Below are 16,190 nucleotides of genomic sequence, written 5' to 3' on the forward strand. Positions count from 1 at the left end.
GCGGGGGGCCTGCCCGGGGGGTTTTTCGGCCCGCTGCGCTCGCGGGGATGGGCCGGGCGCTACCGGCGCGTCATTTCGAGGGCTGGATGCGGACCCGCACTTCTTCCTGTTCCGGCGCGGGCTGCTGCGGTTGCGTCTGTGGGGCGGGGGCGGGTGCTGCGGGGGCCGGGCCACCGCGGTGGCGCAGGCCGATCACCAGCGCCACGCCAGCGATCACCACCAGCAGCGCGATGCGGATCCGCCAGGCCCAGCTGCGCCCGCCGCTGCCGGCATCCGGCGTGTCGCGGAACGCGAACTCGGCCGTGGGATGGTCGCGGCGGGTGGTATCGAGCAGGCGTGCATCGCGCAGGATGTCGCGCGCACGCGGCTGGTCGTCGGCGCGCACGATCCAGACCGCTGGATAGCCCTGCGTATTGCCCAGGTCGGTATAGCTGAACTGGCCGCGCCGCCGGGTCTTGTACGAGCGACCATTGGTCACCTTCACTTCGATGCCATGGCTGCGCAGGAGCTCGGCCACGCCCTCGACGGTTTCCACACGCTGGCTGCTGAAGATCTGACGCATCGGATCAGTCCTTGGCCGGCACGGCGGCCGCTGCAGTCTGGTCGGGAACCACGCGGATCAGGCCCTCCTGTGCCGTGCTGGCCACCAGCACGCCATTGCGGGTGAAGAACTGGCCGCGGGCGAGGCCGCGCGAATCCTGCGCACTGGGGCTGTCCAGCGAATAGAGCAGCCAGTCGTCGGCGCGGAACGGGCGGTGGAACCAGATCGCGTGGTCGAGCGAGGCCATCTGCACGTGCGGATGGTAGTAGCTGATACCGTGCGGGAAGGTCGCCGTGCCCAGCAGATGGAAGTCGGACGCGTAGGCCAGCAGCGCCTGGTGCAGCTCGGGGGCATCGCCGACCGGTTCGCTCAACCGCATCCAGACCTGGTGATAGGGCGGGCGCTTGGGCGGATTCAGTTCGTCGCGGGGATAGACGTGGCGGAACTCGAACGGGCCACCGCGCGAGAGCCAGCGCTGCACTTTGATCGGCAGCCGCTCCAGCACTTCGGCCGGCAACGGGCGGTTCGGCTCGATGTCTTCCGGTTGCGGCACTTCGGGCATCTTGTGCTGATGCTCGGCACCGGTCTCCGCCTGCTGGAACGAGGCAGCACAGAAGAAGATCACCTTGCCATGCTGGATCGCGGTCACCCGGCGCACGGAGAAGCTGCCGCCATCGCGGGTGCGGTCCACGTCGTAGACGATCGGATGGTCGATGTTGCCGGCCCGCAGGAAATACGCGTGCAGCGAATGCACATGGCGCCCGTTGTCGACCGTGGCCTGGGCGGCGGCCAGCGCCTGGCCCAGCACCTGCCCGCCGAACACGTACTTGGTGCCGATGTCGCGGCTCTGTCCGCGGAACAGGTTGTCCTCCAGCCGCTCCAGGGTGAGCAGGTCGATCAGCTCGGAGACGACGGGTTCGGGCGTGTCGTTCAAGGGGGCGGCCACAACAATGAAGAGGCCTTGATTATACCGGTCCGGGGTCGGATCCCTTTCGCATTGCAGAAGGGGGCTGACCCCAGAGCGCGGAGACCGTTACTTGCCCAGCCGCGCCACCAGCGCCTGCAGGGCATTCTGTGCGTCCGGGGCGAACCAGGCCTCTACGAACCGGTCCAGCTGGATCAGGTCCGGGTGCAGCGCTTCGTGCAGGTCATTGCGGGCCACGGCGCGGGTCAGCAGCATCGGCTGCCGCGGCTGCCTGAGCAGGTTCTGCAGCCAGGCCACGGCGCGGGCGACCACCAGATCGCCCTCGGCCAGTTCGTCGACCAGGCCGATCTGCAGCGCCTGCTCGGCCGGCACCAGGGCGCCGGTGGTGAGCAGCACCCCCGCGCGGTGCACGCCGACGGTACGGCGCAGCAGGCGCTGGATGCCTTCCGGTGCGATCAGGCCGACCTGCACCTCGTTCAGTCCGATGGCATACGGGCGTGCCGGGTCGGCGCTGCGCGCCATCACCCGGTAATCGCAGCACAGGGCGAGCACGCAACCGCCGGCAGGGGCGTGGCCGGTGATCGCGGCGACCACCGGGATGCGGCTCTCGGCCAGCGTACGTACCGCGCCGAAGAAGGCATTCCAGGTATCCAGCAGCTTGTGCTTGTCATCGCCGTGGGAGAGCAGGTGTGGCACGTCCATGCCGCCGGTGAACACGCGCTCGCTGCCGGACAGCACGATGCCGTGCGCATCGTCGGCCATGGCCTGCTCGACGGCGTGGATCAGCTGCCGGCACAGGTCGGTGTCCAGCGCATTGACCGGCGGCCGCGCCAGGCGCAGTTCGCGGATGGGACCATGGTTGATCACCTCGATGAGCGTCGTCATGCTGCGGTCTCGTTGCGAAGAAGGAACGTGGGCGATGATAACCAAACCATTCGTTGGCGTACTGTTGCTTCTGTGTGCGTCCGCAGCAGCGGCGGCGGAATCGCGCTGTGTGACGGTGGAGCAGGGCTGGGTGCGCCTGCCGCCGAACCCGGCCATGCCGATGACGGCGGGTTACGGGACGATCGTGAACCGCTGCGCAGCGCCGGTAACGGTGGTGGGCGCGGGCAGCAGGGCCTTCGGCGACGTGTCACTGCACGAGACCACCGTGGTCGACGGTGTCAGCCGGATGCGCGAAGTCGAACGGCTGCCGATTGCAGCCGGGGCGCGCACCGAGCTCAAGCCCGGTGGCCTGCACCTGATGCTGATGGAAGGCGAGGGAGCTTTGAAGGAAGGGCAGGTCGTGCCGCTGCAGTTGCAGCTGGAGGGCGGTGGCACCGCCAGCGCAACGCTGACGGTACGCAAGGCCGCTCCATGATGCAGCGCCCGTTCCGCCGGGCATCAGGGTCGGACCGGCGTCGGTAGCGCCGGGCCATACCCGGCGGAGTGGGGCCGACCCGGGCCGGCACCCACCCGCAGTGCATCAGCTCGATGCGCTGCGGATCGCGTCCGGCAGCGGCGCGCTTTTGCCGGTCTGGGTATCCATCCAGACCACCACCACGTTGCCATCGGAGTACAGCTTCGACTCGTCCTGCTGGTCGACGATGCGGTGACCGATGGTGACGCTGCTGTTGCCCAGGCGCTCGACGAACAGTTCGACCAGGATGTCGTTGGGCCACACGATCGGCAGCCGGTAGTTGACGTTGGTCGCGGCCACCACCGGCGCGATGCGGTCGGTCATCGACACGCCTTCCACGCCCAGCATCCAGCGCACGCGCGCTTCCTCCAGGTAGGAGATGTACTTGGCGTTGTTCACATGGCCCATGCTGTCCATGTCGCGCCAGCGCACGCTGATCGGGATGCGGGCCAGGATCTTGTGTTCGCTGCTCATCAGGCGTCCTTCTTCTTGGTCGTGCTCTTGCTGGCCTTGCCGGTGCTCTTGGCGGCCACGGCCTTCTTCGTCACCTTCTCCGGCTTCACCTTGCGCGGCGGCCGGGCGTCGGGCTTGTTGGCCACGGCGGCCGGCTGCTCCGGGCGCGCACTGGTGGACGGCAGCATGCGTGCCAGGAACTGCCCGGTGTACGACTGCGGGCAGGCGGCCACGTCTTCCGGCGTGCCGGTGACCAGGATGGTGCCACCCCGGTGGCCGCCTTCCGGCCCCAGGTCGACGATCCAGTCGGCGGTCTTGATCACATCGAGGTTGTGCTCGATCACCACCACCGTGTTGCCTTCGTCGCGCAGCTTGTGCAGCACGCCCAGCAGCGCTTCGATGTCGTGGAAGTGCAGGCCGGTGGTCGGTTCGTCGAGGATGTACAGGGTGCGGCCGGTATCGCGGCGCGACAGCTCCTTGGACAGCTTCACGCGCTGCGCTTCACCACCGGACAGCGTGGTCGCGCTCTGTCCCAGCTTGATGTAGCTCAGGCCGACATCCACCAGCGTTTCCAGCTTGCGCGCGATCGACGGCACGGGCTCGAACAGCTTCAGCGCATCTTCGACGGTCATTTCCAGCACGTCGTTGATGTTGAAGCCCTTGTACAGGATCTCCAGCGTTTCGCGGTTGTAGCGCTTGCCGTGGCAGACATCGCAGGGCACATACACGTCCGGCAGGAAGTGCATCTCGACCTTGATCAGGCCATCACCCTGGCACGCCTCGCAGCGTCCGCCGCGCACGTTGAAGCTGAAACGACCCGGTGAATAACCACGCGCACGCGCTTCGGGCACCTGTGCGAACAGCTCGCGCAGCGGGGTGAACAGGCCGGTGTAGGTGGCCGGGTTCGAGCGCGGGGTGCGGCCGATCGGCGACTGGTCGATGTCCACGACCTTGTCGAACAGGTCCAGGCCATCGATCTCCTTGTACGGGGCGACCGGGTGCGAGGAGCCGTTGATCTCGTTGGCGGCCAGCGAGAACAGGGTGTCATTGATCAGCGTCGACTTGCCCGAGCCGGACACGCCGGTCACGCAGGTCAGCAGGCCCGAGGGAATCGACAGGTCCACGCCCTTCAGGTTGTTGCCGCTGGCGCCGCGCAGATGCAGGGTCATCTTCGGGTTCGGCCGGTGCCGCCGCGCCGGGATCTCGATCGAGCGCTTGCCGGACAGGTACTGGCCCGTCAGCGAACGGGGTGCATCCAGGATGTCCTGCAGGGTGCCCTGGCCGACGATCTCGCCACCGTGCACGCCCGCGCCCGGGCCGATGTCCAGCACGTAGTCGGCCAGGCGGATCGCATCTTCGTCATGCTCGACCACGATCACCGTGTTGCCGAGGTCGCGCAGGCGGGTGAGGGTGCCCAGCAGGCGTTCGTTGTCGCGCTGGTGCAGGCCGATCGACGGCTCGTCGAGCACGTACATCACGCCGACCAGGCCGGCACCGATCTGGCTGGCCAGGCGGATGCGCTGTGCCTCGCCACCGGAGAGGGTATCGGCCTTGCGCTCCAGAGTGAGGTAGTCCAGGCCCACGTCGACCAGGAAGCCCAGGCGTTCGCCGATCTCCTTGACGATCTTCGAGGCGATCTCGCCACGCCAGCCCGGCAGGCTCAGTTCGCTGAAGAACTTCAGGGCTTCGTCGATCGGCAGCACCACCAGGTCCGGCAGCGGCCGGTCGGCCACGAACACGTTGCGCGCAGCCTTGTTCAGGCGGGCACCGTTGCACTCGGGGCAGGCGCGCTCGCTGATGTACTTGCCGAGCTCCTCCTGCACGGCCGCCGACTCGGTTTCCTTGTAGCGGCGTTCCAGGTTGGGAATGATGCCCTCGAAGCGGTGCTTGCGCTGGGTGCGGCCGCCGGCTTCGGTGAAGTAGGTGAACGTGATTGCGTCCTCGCCGCTGCCATACAGCACCGCCTGCTGCACCTTGGCCGGCAGCGAGTTCCAGGCGGCATCGACGTCGAACTTGTAGTGACGTGCCAGCGAGGCGATCAGCTGGAAATAGTACGCATTGCGACGGTCCCAGCCACGCACTGCGCCGGCGGCCAGGGACAGCTCGGGATGCACGACCACGCGCGAGGGATCGAAGAATTCGGCCATGCCCAGGCCATCACAACCGGGGCAGGCGCCCATCGGCGCGTTGAACGAGAACAGGCGCGGTTCCAGCTCCGGCAGCGAGTAATCGCAGACCGGGCAGGAGTATTTGGAGGAGAACAGGGTCGGCGCGCTGGCGGTGTTGTCCAGGCTCTGCACCGAGGCCATGCCGTCGCCGAGTTTCAGCGCGGTCTCGAAGCTCTCGGCCAGGCGCTGCTTGATGTCCTCGCGCGGGCGGAAGCGGTCGATCACTGCCTCGATGGTGTGCTTCTGGCGCAGCGCCAGCGGCGGCACCGCGTCGATCTCATGCAGCTCGCCATCCACGCGCACGCGCACGAAGCCCTGTGCGCGCAGCTGATCGAATACCTGCGCGTGTTCGCCCTTGCGATCGCGGATCACCGGGGCCAGCAGCATGTAGCGCTGTTCCGGGTCCAGCGTCAGCACCTGGTCGACCATCTGGCTGACCGTCTGCGCTTCCAGCGGATAGCCGTGGTCGGGGCAGCGCGGCGTGCCGACGCGGGCGTACAGCAGGCGCAGGTAGTCGTAGATCTCGGTGATCGTGCCGACCGTCGAGCGCGGGTTGTGCGACGTCGACTTCTGCTCGATCGAGATCGCCGGAGACAGGCCCTCGATGTGGTCCAGGTCCGGCTTCTCCATCACGCTCAGGAACTGCCGGGCGTAGGCCGACAGCGACTCGACGTAGCGACGCTGGCCTTCGGCGTAGATCGTGTCGAAAGCCAGCGACGACTTGCCCGAGCCGGACAGGCCGGTGATCACGATCAGCTTGTCGCGGGGCAGGTCGAGGTCGAGGTTCTTCAGGTTGTGCGTCCGCGCGCCGCGGATGCGGATGAAATCCATCGCCATGGGGAATCCGGTTGTGGGGGCGTTGGCTGGGTGCCGGGCCAGCAGGGAACGGCAATCGGTCAGCCTACCGAGGTGACCAGATGGGGGCAATGGGCGACAATGCCAGCCCGGTGTCTCACCTTCTGAGACAGGCCGACAGGTGGGGGTCAGATCCCCTTCTCACGTTGTGAAAAGGGATCCGACCCCGTTCCGGCCGGGCCCCCCAGCCCGTTCAGGGGTTGACTTGACCCGCGGCCGTTGATCTGCGTACAATTCCGCTCCTGTCCGCCCTCGATGGCGGCAGCTCAGACCACAATAACTACAGAGGAAGGCCTGGTCATGTACGCAGTACTGGTCACCGGCGGTAAGCAATACCGCGTGGCGCAGGGCGAAAAGCTCCGCGTTGAAAAGCTCGAAGTCGAAGTCGGCAGCGAGATCAAGTTCGACAACATCCTGATGCTGGGCGACAGCGATGGCGTGAAGCTGGGCGATGCGCTGAAGGGCGCCGCCGTCACCGCCAAGGTTCTGTCCCAGGGTCGTGCTGACAAGGTCCGGATCATCAAGTTCCGTCGCCGCAAGCACCACATGAAGCGCCAGGGTCACCGTCAGTACTACACCGAAATCGAGATCACCGGCATCGCCGGCTAAGCATCAGGAGAAGCAGTCATGGCACATAAAAAGGGCGTAGGCTCCTCGCGCAACGGTCGCGACTCCAACCCGAAGTACCTCGGCGTCAAGATCTTCGGCGGCCAGGCCATCGAAGCAGGCAACATCATCGTGCGCCAGCGCGGCACCCAGTTCCACCCGGGTTCCGGCGTCGGCCTGGGCCGTGACCACACCCTGTTCGCCCTCGTGGACGGCAAGGTGGAGTTCTCGGTCAAGGGTCCGAAGAAGCGTCGCACCGTCAGCATCGTCTCGGCCGAAGCCTGATCCAGGCATCCGCCGGCACCCGTGCCCCGGCATGGGAATGCTGCATGAAGAGCCCCGCTTCGGCGGGGCTTTTCGTTAGAGTAAAAGCAAGACCGGCTGCGCCGGGTTGCCCGCCATCGGCTGGCATTACATTCAAGGCGACGGCAGGTTGGCCGCGCCCATCGCAGGCATCGAAACAATGAAACTGGTAGACGAAGCAGAAATCGAAGTGTTCGCCGGCAACGGCGGCAACGGCTGCATTGGCTTCCGTCGCGAGAAGTTCATTCCGCTCGGCGGCCCGGACGGCGGCGACGGCGGTGCGGGCGGCAGCGTGTACATCCGCGCCGACGAAAACCTGAACACCCTGGTCGACTTCCGCCATGACCGCATCTTCAGGGCGCAGCGCGGCGAGAACGGCATGGGCCGGCAGGCCTATGGCAAGGGCGGCGAAGATCTGACCATCACCGTGCCGGTCGGCACCGTGGTCATCAACGTCGCCACCGATGAAATCATCGGCGACCTGACCCAGCACAACGACCGCCTGCTGGTGGCCAAGGGCGGCAGGGGCGGCCTGGGCAACATGCACTTCAAGAGCTCGACCAACCGTTCGCCGCGCCAGGCGCTGCCGGGCGAGCCGGGCGAAGAGCGCACGCTGAAGCTGGAACTGAAGCTGCTGGCCGACGTCGGCCTGCTGGGCTTCCCCAATGCCGGCAAGAGCACCCTGATCCGCGCTGTCTCGGCGGCGACGCCGAAGGTGGCCGACTACCCGTTCACCACGCTGTACCCGAATCTGGGCGTGGTGAAGGTCGAGAACTACCGCAGCTTCGTGATCGCCGACATTCCGGGCCTGATCGAGGGTGCGGCCGACGGTGCCGGCCTGGGCGCGCAGTTCCTGCGCCACCTGCAGCGCACCCGCCTGCTGCTGCACCTGGTGGACATCTCGCCGATGGAGGGTGGCGTGGAAGGCATCTCCCCGGTCGAGCAGGTGCGCGCGATCGAGCGCGAGCTGGAAAAGCACGATCCGGAACTGCTGGAAAAGCCGCGCTGGCTGGTGCTGAACAAGGCTGACCTGATGTTCGAGGACGAGGCCAAGGCGGCGGCCGAGCAGATCGTGGCCGAGCTGGGCTGGAAGGAGCCCTGGTTCCTGGTTTCCGCCCTGGGGCGCGAAGGTACCTTCCCGATCATGAGCCGGATCATGGCCTTCTTCGATCGGCAGAAGGAAGAGGAGCTGGAGGCCCGCAACGCGCAGTAAGGGCGTTGTGGCTCCCGCCAGAAAAGCCCGGCTTCGGCCGGGTTTTTTGTTGGTTGCGATGCAGGCAGCAGCCGAGCATGGGCTCGGCTCTACGGAAAGCGGGCAGGGCCCGGAGTGCAGACAACAAAAAACCCGGCCGGAGCCGGGCTTTTGCGTGTCGCCGGGACGGCAGCCCCGGCGGCAACCGGATCAGGCGGCCTTGAGGGCCTTGATGCGGTCGTTCAGGCGGCTCTTGTGGCGAGCAGCCTTGTTCTTGTGGATCAGGCCACGCGCGCTGAAGCGATCCAGGATCGGCTGGGCAACGGCGAAGGCGGCTTCGGCGCCGGCGGCATCGTTGGCGTCCAGCGCCTTGATCACTTTCTTGACAGCGGTGCGCAGCATCGAGCGCTGAGCCACGTTGCGCGCGTTGCGCACGACGGTCTGCTTGGCGCGCTTCTTGGCGGACTTGATATTGGCCACGGTGGTGGTTTCCTGAAAAAATCGGTGTTATGGGAATAGCAAGCTGGCTAGTATGATGGCGCGGGAAATGTACGTCAAGTCGATTGTCAAGAGGGACGTTGAGTGAGTTCACCGAAGATGTTGCGGGGCCTGCTGTCGTTCAGCAGCATGACCATGGTCTCGCGGGTGCTCGGACTTGTCCGGGACCAGGTGATCACCACCACGTTCGGCACCAATGCGGTCACCGATGCGTTCTGGGTGGCGTTCAGGGTACCCAATTTCCTGCGCCGCCTGTTCGCCGAAGGCTCCTTCGCCACCGCCTTCGTGCCGGTGTTCACCGAGGTGAAGGAGACCCGCAGCCACACCGAACTGCGCGAACTGATGTCACGCGTGGCGGGCACCTTGGGCGGGACGCTGCTGGTGGTCACCGCGCTGGCGTTGATCTTCGCTCCCCAGCTGGCGGTGGCGTTCTCAAGTGGCGCTGATACCGACCCGGTCAAACAGACCCTGCTGGTCGATCTGTTCCGCCTGACCTTCCCGTTCCTGTTGTTCGTCTCGCTCACCGCGCTGGCCGGCGGGGCGCTGAACAGCTTCCAGCGCTTCGCGATGCCGGCGCTGACCCCGGTCATCCTCAACCTGTGCATGATCGCCGGCGCGCTGTGGTTGGCGCCGCAACTCGGCGGCACCCCGGAAAAGCAGATCCTGGCGCTGGGCTGGGCCGTGCTGGCGGCCGGTATCCTGCAGCTGCTGTTCCAGCTGCCCTCGCTCAAGGGCATCAATCTGCTGACCCTGCCGCGCTGGGGCTGGAACCACCCGGGTGTGCGCAAGGTGCTGACCCTGATGGTGCCGACCCTGTTCGGTTCCTCGGTGGCGCAGATCAACCTGCTGCTGGACACCCTGATCGCGGCCAAGCTGACGGATGGCTCGCAGTCCTGGCTGTCCCTGGCCGACCGCTTCCTGGAGTTGCCGCTGGGGGTGTTCGGCGTGGCCCTGGGCACGGTGATCCTGCCGGCGTTGGCCCGCCACCACGTCAGCACCGACCGCGAGGGCTTCTCGCGCTCGCTCGACTGGGGCCTGCGCATGACCCTGCTGATCTCGGTGCCGGCCATGCTGGGCCTGGTGCTGCTGGCTGAACCGCTGATCGCCACGCTGTTCCAGTACCGCCAGTTCACCGCCTTCGACACCCGCATGACCGCGCTGTCGGTGTATGGCCTGAGCTTCGGCCTGCCCGCGTTCGCCCTGTTGAAGGTGGTCCTGCCGGCCTTCTATGCCCGCCAGGATACCCGCACCCCGGTACGTGCCGGCGTGGCCGCGCTGGTGGCCAACATGGTGTTCAACTTCGTCCTGCTGGCCGTGCTGTATCAGGTGATGGTGCCGGACGCGCTGAAGGCGCAGGGTGTAATGACGGCCATCGGCAAGCAGCCCGGCCTGCATCTGGCGCTGGGCATTGCCAGTGCGTTGTCCAGTTACCTGAACCTGGGCCTGCTGTGGTACTGGCTGGGCAAGACCGATGTCTACCAGCGCCTGCCGGGCTGGGGCAGCTACCTCGTGCGGCTGCTGGTGGCGTGCGCGTGCATGGTCGGCGTGCTGCTGGCCCTGCTGTACTGGATGCCGGCCTTCACCGGGATGGACAAATGGCACCGGATCGGCGGCCTGATCCTGCTGGTGGGGGGCGGTGGCCTGACCTATCTGTTGGCGATGCTGGCCATGGGCTTCCGCCCGCGCGACCTGCGCGGGCATTGATCGTCGCCTGCGGCGGCTATACTTCAGGGTTACACCATTGAAGCGGCGGCCCCGGGTGGGCCGGAACGGGAGTTGATGAGCAGGCTGTTCAGAAGCGTCGAGGGCGGGGAGCTGTTCCCCAACGGAAGCGTGGTCTGCATCGGTGCATTCGACGGCCTCCATCTGGGGCATCGTGCACTGGTGCGGCATGCCGTTGCGCGCGCGCGCGCCTTGGGCGTGGCTGCGGTGGCCGTGGCGTTCGAACCGTTGCCCCGTGAGTTCTTCGCCCAGGGCACACCACCACCGCGCCTGACGCTGGCACGCAGCAAGGTCGAGATGCTGCGCGAGCTGGGGGTGGACGCGGTGGGGCTGCTGCGCTTCGATGCAGCGATGGCGGCGATGCCGGCCGAAACCTTCGTCCGCCAGCTGCTGGTGCGGCGACTGAATGCCCGCGAAGTGTGGATCGGGCCGGAGTTCTGCTTCGGCAACCGTCGCCGCGGTGATCTGGCCCTGCTGCAGAAGCTGGGTGGCGAGCTGGGCTTCAGCGCGGGCGAGATCGAGGCGGTCGACCTGCACGGCGAGCGCATTTCCAGTACCCGCATCCGCCAGCTGCTGCAGTCCGGCGATTTCGCCCGGGCCGGCGATCTGCTCGGTCGCCCCTACGCGATCAGCGGGCGCGTGGTGCGTGGTCGCCAGCTCGGCCGCACGCTGGGCTTCCCGACCGCCAACCTGCGTTTCCCCAAGACCCCGGCGTTGTCGGGCATCTACGCGACCTGGGTGCACGGTGTGTTCGACCAGCCCTGGCCGTCGGTGTCCAGCTTCGGCACGCGGCCGACGGTGGAGGGCGTGGAGCCGCTGCTGGAAGCCCACCTGTTCGATTTCCAGGGTGACCTGTACGGTCGCCACATCGACGTTGAATTCGTCGCCAAGCTGCGTGACGAAGAGAAGTTCAATGATCTGGCGGCACTGACCGACCAGATGCACCGCGACGCCGAGCAGGCGCGCGCCATCCTTTCCGAACATAGATTGCGAGCCACTGCGTGAGCCAGGACTACAAGACCACCCTGAACCTGCCAGCCACCGATTTCCCGATGCGCGGCGACCTGCCCAAGCGCGAGCCGGGCATCCTGGCGCGGTGGGAGGAGCAGGGGCTCTACCAGCAGTTGCGCGACAACGCCGCCGGCCGCCCGCTGTTCGTGCTGCACGACGGCCCGCCGTATGCCAACGGCCGCATCCACCTGGGCCACGCGGTCAACAAGATCCTGAAGGACATCATCGTCAAGTCGCGCTACCTGGCCGGTTTCGATGCGCCCTACGTGCCCGGCTGGGACTGCCACGGCCTGCCGATCGAGATCGCGGTGGAAAAGAAGTGGGGCAAGGTCGGCGTGAAGCTCGATGCGGTTGAATTCCGGCAGAAGTGCCGTGAGTTCGCCGAGGAGCAGATCGACATCCAGCGCGTGGACTTCAAGCGTCTGGGCGTGACCGGTGACTGGGACAACCCGTACAAGACCCTGAGCTTCGACTTCGAGGCCAACGAGATCCGCGCACTGGCCAAGGTGGTGGCCAATGGCCACCTGGTGCGGGGTGCCAAGCCGGTGTACTGGTGCTTCGACTGCGGTTCGGCGCTGGCCGAAGCCGAGATCGAATACCAGGAAAAGGAATCGCCGGCGATCGACGTGGCATACCCCGCGCGCGATCCGCAGGCCATCGGCCAGGCATTCGGCGTGAGCGTGCCGGCCGATGTGGACGTGGCGGTGCCGATCTGGACCACCACGCCGTGGACGCTGCCGGCGTCGCTGGCCGTGTCGCTGGGTGCGGACATCCGTTACGTGCTGGCCGAAGGTCCGGCGCACAACGGCAAGCGCCGCTGGCTGGTGCTTGCCGCTGCGCTGGCTGGACGTGCGCTGCAGCGCTACGGCGTCGAGGAGGTGGTACTGCACGGCGAAACCACGGGCGCTGCACTGGAAAACCAGCTGCTGTCGCATCCGTTCTATGCCGGGCGCGCGATCCCGCTGCTCAACGGCGACCATGTGTCCGACGAAGACGGTACCGGTGCGGTGCACACCGCTCCTGGACATGGCCAGGAAGACTACGTGGTCAGCCAGAAGTACGGCCTGCTCGACACGTACAACGCCGGCCAGGTGACGCCGATCGATGGCCGTGGCGTGTACCTGGAATCGACGCCGCCGGCCGGTGACGTGGTACTGGCCGGCCAGCACCTGTGGAAGGCGCAGGAGGCCATCATCGGCGTGCTGCGCGACAACGGCACGCTGCTGGCCTTCCACCCGATCCGCCACAGCTATCCGCACTGCTGGCGCCACAAGACGCCGGTGGTGTTCCGTGCCACCCCGCAGTGGTTCATCTCGATGGACAAGGCCAACCTGCGCAGCGATGCGCTGGCCGCGATCGACACCGTCGGCTGGTTCCCGGCCTGGGGCAAGGCGCGCATCCAGAGCATGGTCGATGGCCGTCCGGACTGGACGATCTCGCGCCAGCGCACCTGGGGCGTGCCGATCGCACTGTTCACCCATCGCCAGACCGGCGAGATCCACCCGCGCTCGGTGGAGCTGATGCAGCAGGTTGCCGACCGTGTCGAAGCCGAGGGCATCGACGTGTGGTACTCGCTGGATGCAACCGAACTGCTGGGCGCCGAAGCGGTCGACTACGAGAAGGTCACCGACATCCTCGACGTCTGGTTCGACTCGGGTGTCACCCATGAAGGCGTGCTGGCCGCGCGTGGCTTCGGCAAGCCGGCCGACCTGTACCTGGAAGGCTCGGACCAGCACCGCGGCTGGTTCCAGTCGTCGCTGCTGACCGGCGTGGCAATCGACAGGCGCGCGCCCTACAAGCAGTGCCTCACCCACGGTTTCACCGTGGACGAGCACGGTCGCAAGATGTCCAAGTCGCTGGGCAACGGCATCGAGCCGCAGGACATCATGAACAAGCTGGGCGCGGACATCCTGCGCCTGTGGATCGCCTCGGCCGACTACAGCAACGAGATGTCGCTGTCGCAGGAAATCCTCAAGCGCAATGCCGACGCCTACCGTCGCCTGCGCAACACCGCGCGCTTCCTGCTCGGCAACCTGGACGGTTTCGATCCGGCCCGGGACCTGCGCCCGCTCGACCAGATGGTCGCGCTGGACCGCTGGATCGTGCATCGCGCGTGGGAACTGCAGGAGAAGATCAAGGCGGCCTACGACGGCTACAACATGGCCGAGATCGTGCAGCTGCTGCTGAACTTCTGCAGCGTGGACCTGGGCTCGCTGTACCTGGACGTCACCAAGGACCGCCTGTACACGATGCCGACCGACTCGCACGGTCGCCGTTCGGCGCAGAGCGCGATGTATCACATCGCCGAGGCGTTCACCCGCTGGGTGGCACCGATCCTGACCTTCACCGCCGACGAGCTGTGGGGCTACCTGCCGGGCACGCGCACCGGCCACGTGCTGTTCACCACCTGGTACGAGGGCCTGGCGCCGCTGCCGGCGGATGCCCAGCTCAACGCTGCCGATTTCGACCAGCTGCTGGCCGTGCGCGAGCAGGTGGCCAAGGTGCTCGAGCCGATGCGTGCCAACGGCGCGATCGGCGCCGCCCTGGAGGCCGAGATCACCGTGGCCGCCAGCGAAGAGCAGGCGGCGCGCTGGCAGCCGCTGGCCGACGAACTGCGCTTCCTGTTCATCAGCGGTGACGTGCAGGTGCGTCCGGCAACCACCGACGAGGTGTTCGTCAGTGCCCAGCCGACCACCAAGGCCAAGTGTGTGCGCTGCTGGCATCACCGCGCCGACGTCGGCAGTCATGCCGATCACCCGGAACTGTGCGGCCGTTGCGTGAGCAACATCGACGGCGCTGGCGAAGTTCGGAGCTGGTTCTGATGAGCGCCGCCCGTCCGCATCCCAACGCTCTGGTCTGGCTGCTGCTGTCGGCGGCCATCATCGGCCTGGACCAGTGGTCCAAGGCCTGGGTCCTGTCGAGCCTGCCGGAGTTCCAGCCGGTGGTGGTCATCGATGGCTTCTGGAACTGGTATCGCACCTACAACACCGGTGCCGCATTCAGTTTCCTCAGCGACGCCGGTGGCTGGCAGAAGTATTTCTTCACGGCGCTGGCGATCGCCATCAGCGGCCTGATGGCATGGTGGCTGCGTGGCACCGCCCGTGGCAACTGGAAGGCCGCCGTTCCCTATGCGCTGATCATCGGCGGGGCGCTCGGCAACGTGATCGACCGCCAGGTGCACGGTCATGTCGTCGATTTCATCCAGTGGTACGTTGGCAGCTATACCTGGCCGGCGTTCAACATCGCCGACTCGGCCATCGTGGTCGGTGCCATCGGCATCGCCCTGACCGGCCTGTTCGACGGCAGGTCCGCCAAAAAGGCGGATAATGCCACTCCGAAACCGTAAGCCGGCCGCTGCCGGGAGATTGAACTGATGGATGTGCTGCTCGCCAACCCGCGTGGTTTCTGTGCCGGTGTCGATCGTGCGATCGAGATCGTGAAGCGCGCGATCGAAACGCTCGGCGCGCCCATCTACGTCCGTCATGAGGTGGTGCACAACCGCTTCGTGGTCGATGATCTGAAGCAGCGCGGTGCGATCTTCGTCGAGGAACTGGACGAGGTGCCGGACAACAACACCGTCATCTTCAGTGCCCACGGTGTATCGCAGGCAGTGCGCCTGGAAGCGGAGCGTCGTGGCCTGAAGGTATTCGATGCCACCTGTCCGCTGGTCACCAAGGTCCACTTCGAAGTGGCGCGCCATTGCCGTGCGGGCCGCGACGTGGTGCTGATCGGCCACGCGGGCCATCCGGAAGTGGAAGGTACGATGGGGCAGTGGAACCGGGAAGCCGGTACCGGCCAGATCTACCTGGTGGAGGATGTGGAGCAGGTCGCCACGCTGCAGATCAACCAGCCCGAGAACTTCGCCTACACCACCCAGACCACGCTGTCCGTGGACGATACGCGCGGCATCATCGACGCCCTGCGCGAGCGCTTCCCGGCCATGCAGGGGCCGAAGAACGACGATATCTGCTACGCCACGCAGAACCGGCAGGACGCGGTACGTGACCTGGCCAAGCGCTGCGATCTGGTGCTGGTGGTCGGGTCCCCGAACAGCTCCAATTCCAACCGGCTGAGCGAGCTGGCACGGCGCGAAGGCGTCGAGAGCTACCTGATCGACGGCGCCCATGAGATCAACCCGGCCTGGGTGCAGGGCAAGCAGCACGTCGGCGTCACCGCCGGTGCGTCGGCACCGCAGGTGCTGGTCGATGGCGTGCTTGCGCGCCTGGCCGAACTGGGCGCCGGCAGTGTGTCCGAGCTTGATGGCGAGCCGGAATCGATGGTGTTCGCGCTGCCGAAGGAACTGCGCCTGCGCCTGATCGACTGACCGGGAAAGGCCTCGTCCACGCACGGCGTGGATCTACTGAAACCGCTCTGGTGGGTGCAAACCAGCACAAGGTGGGTGCGAACCTTGGTTCGCACGCTTTTGGGCATGCGCGGATGGGCAGCCCGCCCATGACCTTTGGCCATGGGGCCGCGCACCACACAGGCCTAGCATCGGAGGATTCTCCGCTGTTGGA

15 protein-coding genes are annotated in these 16,190 nt (G+C 66.6%); 9 read left to right on the top strand and 6 right to left on the bottom strand.

The features are described 5' to 3' along the window. Window positions 1–70: 70 nt before the first annotated feature. The 3 genes from ACVOJ1_RS18390 to ACVOJ1_RS18400 all read right to left on the bottom strand — a co-directional run bounded on the left by ACVOJ1_RS18390 (window position 71) and on the right by ACVOJ1_RS18400 (window position 2,351). A complete protein-coding gene (locus ACVOJ1_RS18390) occupies window positions 71–562 on the bottom strand; it encodes a pathogenicity-like protein (protein WP_053516139.1) in 492 nt (163 codons plus the stop codon). A 4-nt stretch (window positions 563–566) separates the two neighbouring features. Next, window positions 567–1,487: an acyl-CoA thioesterase II gene (gene tesB, locus ACVOJ1_RS18395; protein WP_414487809.1), complete on the bottom strand. Its 921-nt coding sequence runs from the start codon at window positions 1,485–1,487 to the stop codon at window positions 567–569. Window positions 1,488–1,574: 87 nt separating this feature from the next. Next, window positions 1,575–2,351 carry an enoyl-CoA hydratase/isomerase family protein gene (locus ACVOJ1_RS18400; protein WP_053516135.1) on the bottom strand — a complete coding sequence of 259 codons (777 nt, stop codon included), beginning with the start codon at window positions 2,349–2,351 and terminating at the stop codon, window positions 1,575–1,577. A gap of 34 nt (window positions 2,352–2,385) precedes the next feature. On the opposite strand from ACVOJ1_RS18400, the gene ACVOJ1_RS18405 reads away from it, so the two are divergent. After that, window positions 2,386–2,826, top strand: a complete 441-nt coding sequence (locus ACVOJ1_RS18405; protein WP_053516133.1) for a copper chaperone PCu(A)C — start codon at window positions 2,386–2,388, stop codon at window positions 2,824–2,826. Window positions 2,827–2,931: 105 nt separating this feature from the next. Here ACVOJ1_RS18405 and ACVOJ1_RS18410 read toward each other — a convergent pair whose 3' ends face one another. Both ACVOJ1_RS18410 and uvrA read right to left on the bottom strand, forming a co-directional pair. Further along, window positions 2,932–3,339, bottom strand: a complete 408-nt coding sequence (locus ACVOJ1_RS18410) for an acyl-CoA thioesterase (RefSeq protein ID WP_053516131.1) — start codon at window positions 3,337–3,339, stop codon at window positions 2,932–2,934. Continuing rightward, window positions 3,339–6,323, bottom strand: a complete 2,985-nt coding sequence (gene uvrA / locus ACVOJ1_RS18415; protein ID WP_346480749.1) for an excinuclease ABC subunit UvrA — start codon at window positions 6,321–6,323, stop codon at window positions 3,339–3,341. The genes ACVOJ1_RS18410 and uvrA overlap by 1 nt, the downstream gene beginning before the upstream one ends. A 318-nt stretch (window positions 6,324–6,641) precedes the next feature. On the opposite strand from uvrA, the gene rplU reads away from it, so the two are divergent. From rplU to cgtA, 3 genes are all read left to right on the top strand, one after another. Next, the gene (gene rplU, locus ACVOJ1_RS18420) at window positions 6,642–6,950 is read left to right on the top strand and encodes a 50S ribosomal protein L21 (protein ID WP_006424709.1); all 309 of its coding nucleotides are present in this window, start codon (window positions 6,642–6,644) and stop codon (window positions 6,948–6,950) included. Between the two features lie 18 nt (window positions 6,951–6,968). Further along, complete coding sequence (rpmA, locus tag ACVOJ1_RS18425; protein ID WP_053516127.1) at window positions 6,969–7,232, top strand: 50S ribosomal protein L27; 264 nt, start codon at window positions 6,969–6,971, stop codon at window positions 7,230–7,232. A gap of 178 nt (window positions 7,233–7,410) precedes the next feature. Beyond that, window positions 7,411–8,463, top strand: coding sequence for an Obg family GTPase CgtA (gene cgtA, locus ACVOJ1_RS18430; RefSeq protein ID WP_065174613.1), 1,053 nt, complete (start codon window positions 7,411–7,413; stop codon window positions 8,461–8,463). Between the two features lie 189 nt (window positions 8,464–8,652). Here cgtA and rpsT read toward each other — a convergent pair whose 3' ends face one another. After that, window positions 8,653–8,922 (bottom strand): 30S ribosomal protein S20, encoded by a 270-nt coding sequence (gene rpsT, locus ACVOJ1_RS18435; RefSeq protein ID WP_005408560.1) that lies wholly within the window; start codon window positions 8,920–8,922, stop codon window positions 8,653–8,655. A gap of 117 nt (window positions 8,923–9,039) precedes the next feature. Here rpsT and murJ point away from each other — a divergent pair, with 117 nt between their 5' ends. From murJ to ispH, 5 genes are all read left to right on the top strand, one after another. Continuing rightward, a complete protein-coding gene (gene murJ, locus ACVOJ1_RS18440) occupies window positions 9,040–10,644 on the top strand; it encodes a murein biosynthesis integral membrane protein MurJ (protein ID WP_053516124.1) in 1,605 nt (534 codons plus the stop codon). 75 nt (window positions 10,645–10,719) lie between these two features. Further along, window positions 10,720–11,667: a bifunctional riboflavin kinase/FAD synthetase gene (locus ACVOJ1_RS18445; protein ID WP_053516122.1), complete on the top strand. Its 948-nt coding sequence runs from the start codon at window positions 10,720–10,722 to the stop codon at window positions 11,665–11,667. Beyond that, window positions 11,664–14,495 carry an isoleucine--tRNA ligase gene (ileS, locus tag ACVOJ1_RS18450; protein ID WP_263177812.1) on the top strand — a complete coding sequence of 944 codons (2,832 nt, stop codon included), beginning with the start codon at window positions 11,664–11,666 and terminating at the stop codon, window positions 14,493–14,495. The genes ACVOJ1_RS18445 and ileS overlap by 4 nt, the downstream gene beginning before the upstream one ends. Next, on the top strand, window positions 14,495–15,019 hold the full coding sequence (gene lspA / locus ACVOJ1_RS18455; RefSeq protein WP_346480750.1) for a signal peptidase II: 525 nt from the start codon (window positions 14,495–14,497) through the stop codon (window positions 15,017–15,019). The genes ileS and lspA overlap by 1 nt, the downstream gene beginning before the upstream one ends. Window positions 15,020–15,046: 27 nt before the next feature. Continuing rightward, on the top strand, window positions 15,047–15,997 hold the full coding sequence (ispH, locus tag ACVOJ1_RS18460; RefSeq protein WP_346480751.1) for a 4-hydroxy-3-methylbut-2-enyl diphosphate reductase: 951 nt from the start codon (window positions 15,047–15,049) through the stop codon (window positions 15,995–15,997). The last annotated feature ends 193 nt before the right edge of the window (window positions 15,998–16,190 follow it).

This window comes from Stenotrophomonas sp. STEN225 (genome assembly GCF_056756445.1).

Coding starts and splice junctions, on each gene's coding strand:
- ACVOJ1_RS18405 (WP_053516133.1), top strand. CDS start 2,386: ATGATAACCAAACCATTCGTTGGCGTACTGTTGCTTCTGTGTGCGTCC.
- ACVOJ1_RS18445 (WP_053516122.1), top strand. CDS start 10,720: ATGAGCAGGCTGTTCAGAAGCGTCGAGGGCGGGGAGCTGTTCCCCAAC.
- rpmA (WP_053516127.1), top strand. CDS start 6,969: ATGGCACATAAAAAGGGCGTAGGCTCCTCGCGCAACGGTCGCGACTCC.
- ACVOJ1_RS18390 (WP_053516139.1), bottom strand. CDS start 562: ATGCGTCAGATCTTCAGCAGCCAGCGTGTGGAAACCGTCGAGGGCGTG.
- cgtA (WP_065174613.1), top strand. CDS start 7,411: ATGAAACTGGTAGACGAAGCAGAAATCGAAGTGTTCGCCGGCAACGGC.
- uvrA (WP_346480749.1), bottom strand. CDS start 6,323: ATGGCGATGGATTTCATCCGCATCCGCGGCGCGCGGACGCACAACCTG.
- rplU (WP_006424709.1), top strand. CDS start 6,642: ATGTACGCAGTACTGGTCACCGGCGGTAAGCAATACCGCGTGGCGCAG.
- ACVOJ1_RS18410 (WP_053516131.1), bottom strand. CDS start 3,339: ATGAGCAGCGAACACAAGATCCTGGCCCGCATCCCGATCAGCGTGCGC.
- murJ (WP_053516124.1), top strand. CDS start 9,040: ATGTTGCGGGGCCTGCTGTCGTTCAGCAGCATGACCATGGTCTCGCGG.
- ispH (WP_346480751.1), top strand. CDS start 15,047: ATGGATGTGCTGCTCGCCAACCCGCGTGGTTTCTGTGCCGGTGTCGAT.
- ACVOJ1_RS18400 (WP_053516135.1), bottom strand. CDS start 2,351: ATGACGACGCTCATCGAGGTGATCAACCATGGTCCCATCCGCGAACTG.
- lspA (WP_346480750.1), top strand. CDS start 14,495: ATGAGCGCCGCCCGTCCGCATCCCAACGCTCTGGTCTGGCTGCTGCTG.